Raw genomic sequence first — 14,354 nt, 5'->3', positions numbered from 1 at the left:
GGCCGTCCGCCGGTGGGGGCCGATCGCGCGGTTCCCCGCGCCCCCGAAGGGGCGCGGCCCCGCTACGGGACCACCCGGAGCAGCAGGACCGAGCGGGACGGGACCGTGATCGTCGTGCCCGAGCGGTGCACCCGGTCCGGGGCCTCCCGCTGGTCCTCCTGCGACGTGTCGACGACCACCTCGTACGAACCGGCCCACGGCGGGCCGGGCAGGGCGAAGTCCGTGGAGCGGTCGCCCGCGTGCAGGACGGCCAGGAAGCTGTCGTCCGTCACGGGGACGCCGCGCGCGTCCCGCCCGGGGATGTCCCGGCCGGACAGGAACATGCCCAGCGTGCCGGCGGGCGCGTACCAGTCCTGCTCGGTCATCTCGGTGCCGCGCGCGGTGAACCACGCCAGGTCCCGCAGCCCGTCCGCGGAGTGGGGCCGCCCGGAGAAGAAGGCCCCCCGCCGCAGCACCGGATGGGCGTGGCGCAGGGCGATCAGCCTGGACGTCAGCTCGAACAGCGACCGCCAGCCGGGGTCCTCCAGCAGGCTCCAGTCGAGCCAGCTGATCTCGTTGTCCTGGCAGTAGGCGTTGTTGTTGCCGCCCTGCGTGCGCCCGAGCTCGTCGCCCGCGACCAGCATCGGCACCCCGGTGGAGAGGAGCAGCGTGGTGAGCAGGTTGCGCAGCTGGCGGCGCCGCAGGCCGTTCACCCCGGTGTCCCCGGTCTCGCCCTCGGTGCCGCAGTTCCAGGCCCGGTTGTCCTCGGTGCCGTCCCGGTTGCCCTCGCCGTTGGCCTCGTTGTGCTTGCGCTCGTACGACACCAGGTCCCGCAGGGTGAAGCCGTCGTGGGCGGTCACGAAGTTCACCGAGGCGTACGGCCGCCGCCCGCCCCACGCGTACAGGTCGCTGGACCCCGACAGCCGGTACCCGAGGTCCCGCACGTCCGGCAGCGCGCCGCGCCAGTAGTCCCGTACGGCATTGCGGTAGCGGTCGTTCCACTCCGTCCACAGCGGCGGGAAGGCGCCCACCTGGTAGCCGCCGGAGCCGACGTCCCACGGTTCGGCGATCAGCTTCACCCGGCGCAGCACCGGGTCCTGCGCGATGACGGCGAGGAACGGGGAGAGCATGTCGACGTCGTGCATGGAGCGGGCCAGCGCCGCCGCCAGGTCGAAGCGGAAGCCGTCGACGCCCATCTCCGTCACCCAGTAGCGCAGCGAGTCCGTGATCAGGCGCAGCACGTGCGGCTGCACGACGTGCAGGGTGTTGCCGCAGCCCGTGTAGTCCGCGTACCGCCGGGCGTCGTTCTGCAGCCGGTAGTAACCGCGGTTGTCGATGCCGCGCAGCGACAGGGTCGGGCCCAGCTCGCTCGCCTCGGCCGTGTGGTTGTAGACCACGTCGAGGATCACCTCGATGCCCGCCGCGTGCAGGGCGCGCACCATGCGCTTGAACTCCCCGACCTGCTGGCCGTTGGTCCCGGAGGCCGCGTACGCCGCGTGCGGGGCGAAGTAGCCGATCGAGTTGTAGCCCCAGTAGTTCTTCATGCCGCGGCGCAACAGGTGGTCCTCGTGCGCGAACTGGTGCACCGGCAGCAGCTCGACGGCCGTCACCCCGAGCGACGTCAGGTGCTCGATCGCGGCCGGGTGCGCCAGCCCCGCGTACGTGCCCCGCAGCTCGGGCGGGATGCCCGGGTGCAGCTTGGTGAAGCCCTTCACGTGCAGCTCGTAGATGACGGAGTCCGCCCAGGGCGTCTTCGGGCGGCGGTCGTCGGCCCACTCGTCGCCGGGCGTGTCGTCGTGGACGACGACCCCCTTGGGCACGTACGGCGCGGAGTCCCGGTCGTCGCGCACGGTGTCCGCGACGTGCTGCTGCGGCCAGTCGCGCACGTGCCCGTACACCTGGGGCGGCAGGGCGCCGAACTCGTCCTGCCCGGCGCCGTCCACGGCGCGCGCGTACGGGTCCAGGAGCAGCTTGGCCGGGTTCCAGCGGGCGCCGGTCCACGGGTCCCAGCGGCCGTGCACCCGGAAGCCGTACCGCTGCCCGGGCCGCACCCCGGGCACGAAGCCGTGCCAGATCTCGTGGGTCAGCTCGGTCAGCGGCACCCGGACCTCGGCGCCGTCGCCCTCCCGGTGGCCCGGGTCGTCCGGGGAGCCGAAGAGGCAGAGCTCGACCGACTCCGCGCCGCCCGCCCAGAGCGCGAAGTTGGTGCCCGAGACGCCGTCGGGCCCCGTCCTGAAGCGCGCCCCGAGCGGCGTCGGCGCACCCGGCCAGACAGGGACGGCGGGCGCCGTGCGCGCCGCGCCGTTCAGCACGGGGGCGGGCTGCGCGGGCAGCGCGCCCCCGGGCGCGCGGCCCTCCTGCACTGCCTCCTGCTCGGCTGCGCTCGACACGTCTGGCCCTCCCGCGGCTCGGTCGGAGCGGCACGAGAGGACCGCGGCGTCCCGGCCGCGGCCCCATGTCGTGTCGTCCTCCCCACTGTTCTGCCCAGCGCCGGGCCCGCACTCACGTCCGCGGGGCGCGGCCCGTACCCGCGTTTCCCGAGGCGGGGGCCGAACGGGCGTCCCGGACGGGACACGCCGGGCGCGACCGGGGCACCTGCCGCACCCACCCACTTCCCCGGGGCCGCTGCGTCGTTGGGTCCCACGTGATGCACGCACAGACCCGCACGTGGCGCGCAGGGGCCGCGCTGGCCGCCGTACTGACCTGGGCGGGCCTGCTGGCCGCGGCCGCCGGATGCACCTCCCACGGGGCGGACGAGATGCTCGGCAAGCCCCGCGCCCCCGAGGAGGCGATCCGCGTCTCGCCCGACGACGGCAGCAAGGCGGTGCGCCCCGGGGAGGGGCTGACGGTACGGGTGCCCGCCGGCCGCCTGGAGTCCGTGCGGGTCGTGAAGTCCCAGGACGCGCGGAAGTCCCCGGTCCCCGGCCGGATCGCCGGGGACGGCGCGACCTGGCGGCCCGACGCCCCGAAGCTCGCGACGGCCGCCCGGTACACGGTGGACGCCGTCGCGCTGGACGCCCACGGCAGGCGCGTGGCACGGCACACCACGTTCACGACGTACGTCCCCGACGAGCGGCTCATCGCGTACGTCGCCCCGGAGAACCGCTCGACGGTCGGCACCGGCATGATCGTGTCGCTGGAGTTCAACCGCCCGGTCGAGCACCGCGCGGCCGTCGAACGCGCCGTCCGCGTGACCTCCGTACCGAGGACGGAGATCGCCCCGCACTGGTTCGGCGACGACCGCCTGGACCTGCGCCCCGAGACGTACTGGAAGCCCGGCACGAAGGTCACCGTCGCCCTGCGGCTGCGGGACGTCGAGGCGGCCCCCGGCGTGTACGGAGTGCAGTACAGGACCACCTCCTTCACCGTCGGCCGCAGCCAGACCAGCGTCGTCGACGCCGCCGCCCACACCATGCGGGTGCACCGCGACGGGGAGCTCCTGGCCACCGTGCCGATCACCGCGGGCGCCCCCGGCCGGACGACGTACAACGGGAAGATGGTGGTCAGCGAGATGCTGGAGGTGACCCGGATGAACGGGGCGACCGTCGGCTTCGAACGGCCCGACGGCAAGGGCGAGTATGACATCCCGGACGTGCCGCACGCACTGCGCCTGACCTCCTCGGGCACCTTCCTGCACGGCAACTACTGGGCGAAGGGCGTGTTCGGCACGGCCAACGTCAGCCACGGCTGCGTCGGGCTGCGCGACGTGAAGGGCGGCGGTTCCGCGACCCCGGCGGGCTGGTTCTTCGACCGCAGCCTCGTCGGCGACGTCGTCGAGGTGGTCCGCAGCGACGACAGGAAGGTCGCTCCGGACAACGGCCTCGGCGGGTGGAACATGGCCTGGAAAGCCTGGAAAGCGGGCTCCGCGGTGAAGTAGACCGACATAGGGGTACGCGCAGACGAGGCCCCGGTCGCGCTGGAGGCCCCGCCAGTTGGGACTGAACGGTGACATTCCCAGGAGTCCATCTCTCCTGGCAGTGTGATTAATTAGCGCGACGTGCGCGGGACGCGCCGTGGTACGGGCCTGACCAGAGGCCGTGCGAGGGGAGAAGGAACGTGAACGGGCGACCGATATCGGGGGCGTCGGTTGGCGCGCGGACACGGAGCGGCAAGGGGGTCCCGGCACTCGTGCTGGGCCTGCTGCTGCTCCTCGTGACCGCGTGCGGCGGAGGCGGGGGAGGGGACTCGGACTCCGGGTCCGACAAGGGCGGCAAGCAGGATTCGGGCCAGGCCGACACCAAGGTCTCGCAGGCCGTCGTGGCCATCACGCCGAAGAACGGCGCCGACGACGTGAAGACCAGCGGCGCGCTGAAGGTGACGGCCGCCAAGGGCAAGCTGACCGAGGTCACGGTCGAGGACACCAAGGGCGACCCGGTCGAGGGGAAGATCACCGACGGCGGCGCCAGCTGGACGCCCAGCGGCCATCTCGCCGCGTCCACCAAGTACACGGTCCACGCGGTGGCGAAGGACTCCGAGGGCCGCGAGGCCGCCGAGGAGTCCGCATTCACCACGCTGACCCCGAAGAACACCTTCGTCGGCATCTTCACACCCGAGGACGGCTCCAAGGTCGGCGTCGGCATGCCCTTCTCCGTGCGCTTCACCCGGGGCATCACGCACCCGGAGGACGTGGAGAAGGCGATAAAGATCAAGACCGAGCCCGCGGTCGACGTCCGGGGCCACTGGTTCGGCAACGACCGCCTGGACTTCCGCCCCGAGGAGTACTGGGAGCCCGGTACGAAGGTCACCGTCTCCCTGGACCTCGACGGTGTCGAGGGCCGGCCGGGCGTCTACGGCAAGCAGGCCAAGAAGGTCGAGTTCACGATAGGCCGCAGCCAGGTCTCCACCGTCGACGTCAAGACGAAGAAGATGACGGTCAAGCGGGACGGCAAGGTCATCAAGACCATCCCGGTCACCACGGGCGCCCCCGGCTACGAGACCTGGAACGGCCAGATGGTCATCAGCGAGCGCCTGCGCGTGACCCGCATGAACGGCGAGACGGTCGGCTACGGCGGCGAGTACGACATCAAGGACGTGCCGGACGCGATGCGCCTGACCACCTCGGGCACCTTCCTGCACGGCAACTACTGGAGCGGCGACGCCTTCGGCAACCGCAACGCCAGCCACGGCTGCATCGGCCTGCGCGACCAGCGCGGCGGCGGCGACCGCAACGCCCCGGCCGCCTGGTTCTTCGACCGCTCGATCATCGGCGACGTGGTGATCGTGAAGAACTCCAACGACCGGACCGTGGCCCCGGACAACGGGCTCAACGGCTGGAACATGTCGTGGGAGAAGTGGACGGCCTGACCTCCTGAGTTCCTTCCCGGGACCGTACGGCCCCGGTGTCCTCCGCTGTGACGGAGCACACCGGGGCCGTTCCTGTTAGCCCCCGTTAACCTGCCTCCATGACTGTGCATCTCGAAGTCGCCGAGGGCGTCGGCACGATCCGCCTCGACCGCCCGCCCATGAACGCGCTGGACGTCGCCACACAGGACCGGCTCAGGGAACTCGCCGAGGAGGCCACGCGCCGCGAGGACGTGCGCGCCGTGATCCTTTACGGCGGCGAGAAGGTGTTCGCGGCCGGCGCGGACATCAAGGAGATGCAGGCCATGGACCACACGGCCATGGTCGTACGCTCCCGGGCCCTGCAGGACTCCTTCACCGCCGTGGCCCGCATCCCGAAGCCCGTCGTCGCCGCCATCACCGGCTACGCCCTGGGCGGCGGCTGCGAGCTGGCGCTCTGCGCGGACTACCGGATCGCCGCCGACAACGCCAAGCTCGGCCAGCCGGAGATCCTGCTCGGCCTGATCCCGGGCGCCGGCGGCACCCAGCGCCTGTCCCGGCTGATCGGCCCCTCCCGTGCGAAGGACCTCATCTTCACCGGCCGCATGGTCAGGGCCGACGAAGCCCTGACGCTCGGCCTGGTGGACCGCGTCGTCCCGGCCGCCGACGTGTACACCGAGGCGCACGCGTGGGCCGCCAAGCTCGCGCAGGGTCCCGCGCTCGCGCTGCGCGCCGCCAAGGAGTGCGTCGACACGGGCCTGGAGACGGACATCGAGACCGGCCTCGCGGTCGAACGCACCTGGTTCGCCGGGCTGTTCGCGACGGAGGACCGGGAGCGGGGGATGCGCAGTTTCGTCGAGGAGGGACCCGGCAAGGCGAAGTTCCTCTGAGTCACCCGATGAGTCACCCGAATCACGCTCCGGACACTTGCTGTTGACGGGACGTCTCATCCGCGCCTTGCGGGATCACCTCGTAGGAGCGGTTTATCGAACCCTTAAGCCAGCCTTAAGGGTTTCTTGTCCGCAAACGCGAGCGGTTGCCCCGGACGGCCCTGTATTTGCAGGTCAGGCGGTCCGTACAAGCCCTTTCGGTGCCTCTGTCATATGCCGAGCACATGGTGTGGAACGGGCGGCTCCGGGGGGCGTATTCCTCCGGAACGGCCCCGGAAGGGCGCCTCGGCAGCGATGATGGGGGCATGGCGGGGCTGGAAGGTATCGAACAGCCGCGGCGGCACGTGAGTGCGACCGCGGCGCGCTGGTCGCCTGCTGCCGAGGACGAACACGCGCTGAAGGCACTGGAACTGTTCGGCAACCCCACCGAGGCGGAGGTGCCGCTGCCGTCCCGCCCGGAGTCGGCCGCCACCGCGCGCCGGCTCATCCAGGTCGTGGTGCTCCGCCAGTGGCACCTCTCGCCCAAGACGACCGAGGACGCGGTCCTGCTCGTCTCGGAACTCGTCGGCAACGCCGTACGGCACACCGGGGCCCGGGTGTTCGGGCTCCGCATGCGGCGCCGGCGGGGCTGGATCCGGATCGAGGTCCGGGACCCCTCGCGGGGGCTCCCCTGTCTGATGCCGGTACAGGACATGGACGTCAGCGGCCGGGGCCTGTTCCTGGTCGACAAGCTCTCGGACCGCTGGGGCGTGGACCTGCTGCCGCGCGGCAAGACGACATGGTTCGAGATGAGGGTGGCGGACCGCTAGCTTCCCTCGCGGGCATTCCAGCCCGTCCGGCAGCTCTACGACCCCACCGCCGCCGCGGCCGACCCCCGCGTCGACATCCGCCGCATCACCCCCGAACCGGTCTGGCGCACCGGCTGCGGCACGCTCTACCGCAGCGACGCCCGCGGCCCCGCCGTCGTCTTCGAGCAGGGCTTCCACCCCAGGGACGTGGTGAACGGCCAGTACGACATCGAGCAGTACGTCCTGGTCAACCAGCCCTCCCCGTACGTCTCCACGAGCTACGACCACGACCTCTACAAGACGTGGTGGAAGAGCGGCTACAACTACTACATTGACGCCCCGGGCGGCGTGGACGTCAACAAGACCATCGGCGACACCCACCGGTGGGCCGACCAGGTCGAGGTCGCCTTCCCTGGCGGCATCGCGCGCCGGTACATCATCGGCGTCTGCCCGGTCGACAAGAAGACCAAGACCGAGATCATGAGCGAGTGCGAGAGCAACCCGCACTACGAGCCCTGGCACTGAGCGGCGCCGCCGCCGGGCGCCGCGCTGTGCCGCCGGCCGGAACGTTAATCTGGCCTCGTCAGTGAAGCACCACGAAGGGGCGGGTCCGGTGGCGGACATCGAGGAAGCACGCAAGGCGTTCGAGCGCATCGACGTGGACGGGGACGGCTACATCACCGCCGCCGAGTTCAAGAAGGCCCTGGCCCAGGGCGGGGACTGGAACGTCACCGACTCGGTGGCCGAGGCCGTCATCGGCGCCCAGGACCTGAACGGCGACAAGCTGCTCTCGTTCGACGAGTTCTGGGCCCACCTGAACAAGTGACGTGAGCCGTCGCAAGGGGCGCCCCGCGGGACGGGGCGCCCCTTCGTCATGTCCTCACTCGATTTGACCCATTCGGGGAAGGTCCGGAATAGCCCGATCCGACCCGGGGTTGGTACTCCCCGCAGGTATGCGCAGCAGCACTCCAGGAGCCATCCACCCCCTCCCTCGAAGGGCGAGCAGGACATGAAGATCGGCATCATCGGAGCAGGCAACATCGGCGGCAACCTCACCCGGCGGCTCACCGCGCTCGGGCACGACGTGCAGGTCGCCAACTCCCGCGGCCCGCAGACCCTCAGCGCGCTGGCGGAGGAGACCGGCGCCACCCCCGTCACCGTGGAGGAGGCCCCGCGGGACGCCGAGATCGTCGTCGTCACCGTCCCCCTGAAGGCGGTCCCCGACCTGCCGTCCGGGCTGCTGGACGGGGCGGCGGACCGGGTGACCGTCATCGACACCGGCAACTACTACCCGCAGCGCGACGGCAGGATCGCCGGCATCGAGGACGAGGGCCTGACGGAGAGCCGCTGGACCGCCCGGAACCTCGGGCACACCGTCGTGAAGGCCTTCAACGGCACGTACGCCCAGGACATCCTGGACCGCGCCCGCCCGGCCGGCGCGCCCGACCGCATCGCCCTGCCGGTGGCGGGCGACGACGCGGCGGCCAAGCAGGTCGTGCGCGCCCTCATCGAGGAGCTCGGCTTCGACACCGTGGACGCGGGCGGCCTCGACGACTCCTGGCGCCAGCAGCCCGGCACGCCCGTCTACGGCCTGCGGGCGGACGTGGAAGGCGTGCGCAAGGCCCTGGCCGAGGCGTCCCCGGAGCGCGGCCCGGACTTCACGGCGTAACACCCTCCGTCTCTCCCCCCCTCAGACGGTCTCCAGGGGCAGGTGCGGCCCGTCCGGCAGTTCGACCCCGACGGGGTCGCCGGGCCGCACCACGCCACCCGTGACGACGACCCCCATGATCCCGGCCAGGACCCGGACCTTCCCGTCCGCGTCCCGCCCGACGACCTGCTTCATGAGTCCCTTGCGGAAGCCGTCGATCTGCGCACAGGGATTGCGCAGCCCGGTCACCTCGACCACGGCCCCGTCCCCGAGGCGCAGCAGCGTCCCGGTGGGCAGCCCCAGCAGGTCGACGCCCCGGGTGGTGACGTTCTCCCCGAGCTCCCCGGCCGCGACCTCGAACCCTGCCTCCCGCACCTCGTCGAACAGCTCCTCGTGAATGAGGTGCACCTGCCGCAGATTGGGCTGCGAGGGATCCTTCCGCATCCGGAACCGATGCTTGACGGTCACCCCGGCATGCACATCACCCTCGACCCCGAGCCCGGCGAGCAGAGTGATGCTGTCCCGATTCGGCTTGCTGAACGAATACGACCCATGACTGCTGACAGCAGCGACACTCCCACCCATGCTGGGCAGCTCCCCTCGTCCCCGAACTGATCAATCCCCTGTACGAGAGCGTTACATGTGTTCGGCGGCCTCGTTGATCGGATCGTACGTCAGCTGGACCGATCGAGCGGGGGACGGGATGAGGCACTGCGAAGCGAGCGGACACGGGTGGACCTGTGATCGGTCGTCCGAACGGTTTCCGCTGACCAGAGGGTTGTGCAAGACCCACTACATGCAGCAGCGCAGAGGGAGGGAACTCGCTCCTGTCGACCTGGCACGCTCGGTCGCCGACGGCGGTCGGGTGTGTGCGTTCAGCGGTTGCGGCAGAGCCGTTTCCGCCAGGGAACTCTGCACCGGTCACTACCAGCAGTGCGTCAAGGGACAGCCGTTGTCGCCGCTGCGGAAGAAGAGAGGGAACGGAGTTTTCCGAAAGATGATCGAGCGCGGCATCGTCGAATGCCTGGGATGCGGCGAGGCGAAGCCGCTGGCGGAGTACTCGCTCCTCAATGCGTCGGGAGCGCCGAGACCGTACTGCAAACCGTGCAATGCCGAACGTGCACGCCTGGGCCACTACAAGGTGACCAGGGGGTTCGTTGACCTGCTGCTGGCATTTCAGCAGGGCCGATGTGCCGTGTGTGCCAGGCCGCACGCAGGCGGTAGAGCCATGGACATCGATCACGATCATGCCTGCTGCCCCGGCCCGGGCAGTTGTGGAGCGTGCGTCCGAGGCCTCGTCTGCAACAACTGCAACCTGCACGGCCTTGGGTGGTACGAAGCTCTCCCGCCCGAGCTTCGTACCTTCGACCTGCTCGACGAGTACCTCGCCGATCCACCGGCGAAGCGCCTTCGCGCGGAACTGGCCCTGACGGGCGCCTAGGCGCCTCAGGCGTCCTCGGCCCACTCCCGCAGGGCGGTCTTGCTGGAGAAATCGGCGACGTTCTTGTCCAGCGGGTCGTCCGTGTACTGGTGGAAGCGCCATTTCGCCTGGATGCGGGGCTTGCCCGCGGTCACGTAGTCCGCGATCCAGAGGCCGTCACCGGCATAGGATGTCGTGTCCACGTTCAGCCAGTAGCTCCGGTTGCAATAGAGGACGACCCGGTTGTTCGGGCGCAGTTCCTTGAGCTTGCGGATGAAGCGGTCCTTCTCGGCGTTGGTCGCGTGGGTGCCGTCGCCCGTCGTCTCCCAGTCGACGGCGAGGATGTCGCCCGCCTTCTCCGGGGCCTTGCTCAGGAAGTACTCGGCCTGGGCTGTGAGGTTGCCGGGCCACAGGAAGTGGTAGAAACCGACCACGCAGCCGGCGTCCCTGGCCCGCTTCGTCTGCGCGCTCAGCTTCGGGTTGATGTAGGTGCGGCCTTCGGTGGCCTTCACGAAGACGAAGGACAGCCCTTCGGTGCTGTACGAGGACGACTGGTAGGCGCTTACGTCGATGCCGCGCAACATGCGTGACTCCTTGGTGCTGGGGTGGCCGGAGACACGGATGTGTCTCCTGGGGCCTGTGGGGGCAATCCCCTTTGTGGTTCCCGCACTTGGCCCGTACTACCCTCACGTCCGCCGGTGTCCCAGAGGTTGCGCCGGGGCACGCGCCCCGGCTCGGCTGCCGGCGTGGCGGCATCATCTCCAGATGACTGCTTCCGGCCAAGGGGGTGGGATATGCCGGCCTTTTCGTGTTGCTCGTCACTGGTAGGACGGTAAGGACGTCGCAGCACAGACCTCTGTTCAGGGCAGACGAGTAAGGAGAAGGGGATCATGACCAGTGAGCGGAACAACTCCGGCTGAGCGCTTCGGTTACTTCGCGTAGAGCAACTGCACGCCGTCGAAGTGGACCCCATCGATGGTGAGACTGTTCCCGTTGGCAGGGCCAGCGAACGCGCTGATCGACCGTGGGCTGGCCAGCGCATGCTTCGCGAGATCGTGCCTGAGGTTCTCCCTTCTGGGCGTCCGGACTGGGAAACCGTATGTACTGCCTCCCACACCGCTGGTGGATGGATGAGGGTTTCTGCTGGTCATGAACGGACCAGCAGAAAGTTCTTGGGAACAGTCGATCGACGAGGCCAGCATGGTCGTTCCGGAAGGCCTTCCGGAACGCGTCAACTGGATTCTTCCTTCCAGCGGGACGCCTCGCGGTAGGCCCTGAAAACTCGCTGGTGGTCAGGTCCGAGCAAGTGTGCACAGTCCTTTCCCAGGCGTTGGCAGAGCGCGGCGGCGCCACGAGGGTCGCCCGACTCGCCGGTGAGTCGGGCGTGCCGGGCGCGCGCGTCGAGCACATCGGAATCCATCGCTCGGGGGCCGTCGGAGTGTCGCTCGATGAACCGTTCCAGACTCTGGATCTCGGGAACGTGCCGAGTGTCGACGTGGGGGCCCGCAGCGTTGTCGGAGACGTATTCGATCTGCTGGACCGCCCGGGCCACGGCGCGAGCATCAGGTGGGCGGTCCTCGGGGGCCTTCTGGAGCAATCTCAGAACGAGGGCGTCGAGAGTTCCAGGGATACCGGGGCGCAGCGCGCCGGGAGGGGCGGGCGTTTCGTTCACGTGATGCCACATGACTGCGTAAGGATCCGGGATGTGTCCAAAAGGGGACCAGCCGGTGAGCATTTCGTACACGACGCAGCCGAGTGAGTACAGGTCGCTGAGGGCGTTGCCCGATTGGTCACGGAGCCGTTCCGGGGATGCGTAGTGCACAGTGCCCCAGCCTGGACCGTGCGAGGACGATGCATCGATGAAGCGGGCGAGGCCGAAGTCGACGACCTTGGCGGAGCCAGTGGTATCGATGACGATGTTGCCGGGTTTCACGTCCCGGTGAACCACGCCGGCTTCGTGGGCGTCGGCAAGGCCGTCGCAGATGTGCCTCGTCCAGCGTACGGTCTGTTCCAGGGTGAGCTGTCGGCCCTGTCCGGTGTCGTCGGAGAGAGGTCTGCCGTCTATGTACTCCATGACGGAGTAGAGCACGTCACCGTCTTCGCCGTGGTCGTAGATGACGGCGACATGAGGGCGGTTGCGGATGCGCGCCATGGCCTGCGCTTCCTTGCGGAATCGTTCGACGCGCCGGTTCAGGTCCTCGGAGGGCTCGCTCTGTCCGGGGTGGCGGTGCAGCGTAGCTAGTTTTACCGCGACCGAGCGATCAAGGCGCAGGTCGCGTCCGAGCCAGACAGTGCCCTGAGCGCCGCGGCCGAGGGGGGAGAGCAACTTGTAGCGCTGGTCGAGAACGCGTCCGGATTCCGTCATTATGTTACTTACCCATCGGGTCCCAGGCGCGCAACTCGGACAATCGCGCGGCATGTTCAATCCATTCGGCAAAGAACTCGATGCGGCGGCTGAGCACGTCCTGCAACCGGCGCTGCGCATGCTGCCGTTGAGCCGTGCCGGCCTCGCGGATCCTGCCACGCTCGGCCGGTACGCGCGTCACATCCAGCAGTCCCCACACTCCCGCCACGGCACCGAGTAGTAGGGCGAGGCCCAGAAGGGCGCCCCCGAGCAGGAAGGGGGTCAGCAGGAGAACGGACAGACCACCGGCGGTGCCTCCGACGCGACGCGGTAGGTTGCGATCGACGGCTTCGGCCTCGGCTTCGGTGCACGCGAGCAGATGGGCGTCGAGCTCGTCGGCGAGGGCTCTTACGTCGATGTGCGCGCCTGGGTCGGTCGGCAGCGAAGTGCGCCAGCCATCGATCGCAATGCATATCTCTCGGGGCCGGTGCTGCAGCGAGGTCGTCACCAATTCCTCGGCCGCACTGCGCAGATTTGGCAGTATTTGCATGAGTGCGAGGCGGCGCGCATCCTCGCCGAGTGCGATCTGACTGGGTTTGAAGACGGCGTTGTCGAGCAGCGTCGCGAAGTCCATGACCTCGGCGTCCGCCTCCTGGCGCAGCGTGTGCTCCTCCCGCGCCGCCTGCTCGTTGCCGCGGTGCTCGATAAACCGGAGAAGCGCTTCCTTCTTAGTGTGCAAGGCCGCCTCGTCGGGTTCGAGGTGGCCGATGAGGCGGTCGATTGCGGTCGCGGCATAGCGGACATGCCTGGCGGTGGACGTCGTGTGGTCCATGGGCGGGAACTCCTTGCGGAGGTGCGCGAGGGTTCCGGTCGTAACAGTGGCAAGCCGCCAGCGGTCACGTAGCTCCGCCCAGTCTCCGTCATACGCTTGGCCCAGTGGCTCGAATCGATCACCGGGCGATATGAGCAGTCTGCGCAGCTGAGGTTCCCAGCGTCGGACGCTCGCCCTGGCTGCCGTCCCGCCAGCTCCCGCTTCGGTGCCCCAGCGCACCATCACCTGACGGGCGTAACTGTGGGCGAGATCGCCGAGTTCCCGGCTGGCGACGGCGTCAAGGACAACAAGGAAGTCCCTGCTGAGCCGGTCCGGATCGACGGCGTCCTGAAGGTAGCCGTCCATCCAGTTGCCGGCCCGCTGATGGTCGCCCATCCTGGCCGCAGCCAGTGAGAAGAAAAGGTTGGCTTTACCCAGATCCTGCTCCTGCGCCTGCCCCATGGCGTCGAGTTGACGGTCGACGTCGCCGTCGAGTCGGGCGGCGACCGACAGGGTGGCGTGGGCAAGCCAGAAGTCAGGGTCGTGGACGAGGTGTTCCTCCACAAACATCCGGAGGTTTTCGGTACTCAGAACCCCGTTTTCCACGAGCTTCGGAGTGAGCTTTCTTACCAGGCCGCGGGCGAGGGAACGCACCTTGTCCCGGTGGCCGAATCTGCGCTGCCAGTCTCTGTCGATGCGCTCGAACTCGAACTGTGCGGCAAGGACGGCTTGGTCGAGTTCGTACTGAGAGCGGAAATCTGTGACGACGATTGTGAGCTGGCCGAGCTCGGACTGGGTCCTGGTCAGGTCTTCCCGTACCTGTTCGGTGGCGAAGCCTACCGACTCGACCTGAGTGGCGAGTGCGTTTGCTTTGCTTCGCAGTGCCTCCACATTCCCGGACAGCGCGCCGAACTGGTCGTGCAGGATCGTCAGGTCGTTCTCTCGACGCTGCTGCGCCTCGTGTATCTCCTTGAGGCTGTCTCCCAGCTCACTGATGCGAGCGTCGGTCGCGGACTGCTCGTCCACGTTGTTCCCCTGTTCGTTCGGCCGTGCGGGTTTACGGTCTTCGGAACAGGTACCTTCCAGCGGTATGCCGGGGGAGCGCAAGGGCGCTTTTAGGCGCAGGCGGCGCATGGGAGGACTCTGCTCAGGTTGAATGCCTCATGTTCAGTTCTTGAGGGGTGGCTGACTCCG

12 protein-coding genes and 1 pseudogene are annotated in these 14,354 nt (G+C 69.1%); 8 read left to right on the top strand and 5 right to left on the bottom strand.

Going from position 1 to position 14,354, the window contains the following annotated elements:
- Positions 1 to 62: 62 nt before the first annotated feature.
- A complete protein-coding gene (gene glgX, locus FGF04_RS02370; RefSeq protein WP_149509504.1) occupies positions 63 to 2,369 on the bottom strand; it encodes a glycogen debranching protein GlgX in 2,307 nt (768 codons plus the stop codon).
- A gap of 254 nt (positions 2,370 to 2,623) precedes the next feature.
- On the opposite strand from glgX, the gene FGF04_RS02365 reads away from it, so the two are divergent.
- From FGF04_RS02365 to FGF04_RS02335, 7 genes and pseudogenes are all read left to right on the top strand, one after another.
- Positions 2,624 to 3,856, top strand: coding sequence for a L,D-transpeptidase (locus tag FGF04_RS02365; RefSeq protein WP_149509503.1), 1,233 nt, complete (start codon positions 2,624 to 2,626; stop codon positions 3,854 to 3,856).
- A gap of 179 nt (positions 3,857 to 4,035) precedes the next feature.
- Positions 4,036 to 5,283: a L,D-transpeptidase gene (locus FGF04_RS02360; protein ID WP_149509502.1), complete on the top strand. Its 1,248-nt coding sequence runs from the start codon at positions 4,036 to 4,038 to the stop codon at positions 5,281 to 5,283.
- A gap of 98 nt (positions 5,284 to 5,381) precedes the next feature.
- Positions 5,382 to 6,149, top strand: coding sequence for an enoyl-CoA hydratase/isomerase family protein (locus tag FGF04_RS02355; protein WP_149509501.1), 768 nt, complete (start codon positions 5,382 to 5,384; stop codon positions 6,147 to 6,149).
- A 305-nt stretch (positions 6,150 to 6,454) separates the two neighbouring features.
- Entirely contained in the window at positions 6,455 to 6,958 is a 504-nt protein-coding gene (locus FGF04_RS02350; protein ID WP_188113930.1) for an ATP-binding protein, read from the top strand.
- Between the two features lie 36 nt (positions 6,959 to 6,994).
- Positions 6,995 to 7,462 (top strand): annotated as a pseudogene (locus FGF04_RS02345) (ADP-ribosyltransferase); the annotation flags it as partial.
- Between the two features lie 88 nt (positions 7,463 to 7,550).
- Complete coding sequence (locus FGF04_RS02340) at positions 7,551 to 7,763, top strand: EF-hand domain-containing protein (RefSeq protein ID WP_149509499.1); 213 nt, start codon at positions 7,551 to 7,553, stop codon at positions 7,761 to 7,763.
- A 48-nt stretch (positions 7,764 to 7,811) separates the two neighbouring features.
- Positions 7,812 to 8,606: an NADPH-dependent F420 reductase gene (locus tag FGF04_RS02335; protein WP_149509498.1), complete on the top strand. Its 795-nt coding sequence runs from the start codon at positions 7,812 to 7,814 to the stop codon at positions 8,604 to 8,606.
- Between the two features lie 21 nt (positions 8,607 to 8,627).
- On the opposite strand, the gene FGF04_RS02330 is transcribed toward FGF04_RS02335, so the two are convergent.
- Positions 8,628 to 9,170 carry an MOSC domain-containing protein gene (locus tag FGF04_RS02330; RefSeq protein WP_149509497.1) on the bottom strand — a complete coding sequence of 181 codons (543 nt, stop codon included), beginning with the start codon at positions 9,168 to 9,170 and terminating at the stop codon, positions 8,628 to 8,630.
- 412 nt (positions 9,171 to 9,582) lie between these two features.
- Here FGF04_RS02330 and FGF04_RS39870 point away from each other — a divergent pair, with 412 nt between their 5' ends.
- Positions 9,583 to 10,026, top strand: coding sequence for an endonuclease domain-containing protein (locus FGF04_RS39870; RefSeq protein WP_188113929.1), 444 nt, complete (start codon positions 9,583 to 9,585; stop codon positions 10,024 to 10,026).
- Positions 10,027 to 10,031: 5 nt separating this feature from the next.
- Here the strand turns inward: FGF04_RS39870 and FGF04_RS02320 are convergent, their stop codons facing one another.
- From FGF04_RS02320 to FGF04_RS02310, 3 genes are all read right to left on the bottom strand, one after another.
- Positions 10,032 to 10,589 (bottom strand): glycoside hydrolase family 25 protein, encoded by a 558-nt coding sequence (locus FGF04_RS02320; RefSeq protein WP_149509495.1) that lies wholly within the window; start codon positions 10,587 to 10,589, stop codon positions 10,032 to 10,034.
- A gap of 647 nt (positions 10,590 to 11,236) precedes the next feature.
- Entirely contained in the window at positions 11,237 to 12,370 is a 1,134-nt protein-coding gene (locus tag FGF04_RS02315; protein ID WP_188113928.1) for a serine/threonine-protein kinase, read from the bottom strand.
- 4 nt (positions 12,371 to 12,374) lie between these two features.
- On the bottom strand, positions 12,375 to 14,294 hold the full coding sequence (locus tag FGF04_RS02310; RefSeq protein WP_149509493.1) for a hypothetical protein: 1,920 nt from the start codon (positions 14,292 to 14,294) through the stop codon (positions 12,375 to 12,377).
- Positions 14,295 to 14,354: the final 60 nt, after the last annotated feature.

Source organism: Streptomyces apricus (assembly GCF_008369065.1).
Lineage (GTDB): Bacteria > Actinomycetota > Actinomycetes > Streptomycetales > Streptomycetaceae > Streptomyces > Streptomyces apricus.
The sequence above is the reverse complement of the archived record's forward strand: the minus strand, read 5'-3'. Positions and strand labels throughout refer to the sequence as shown.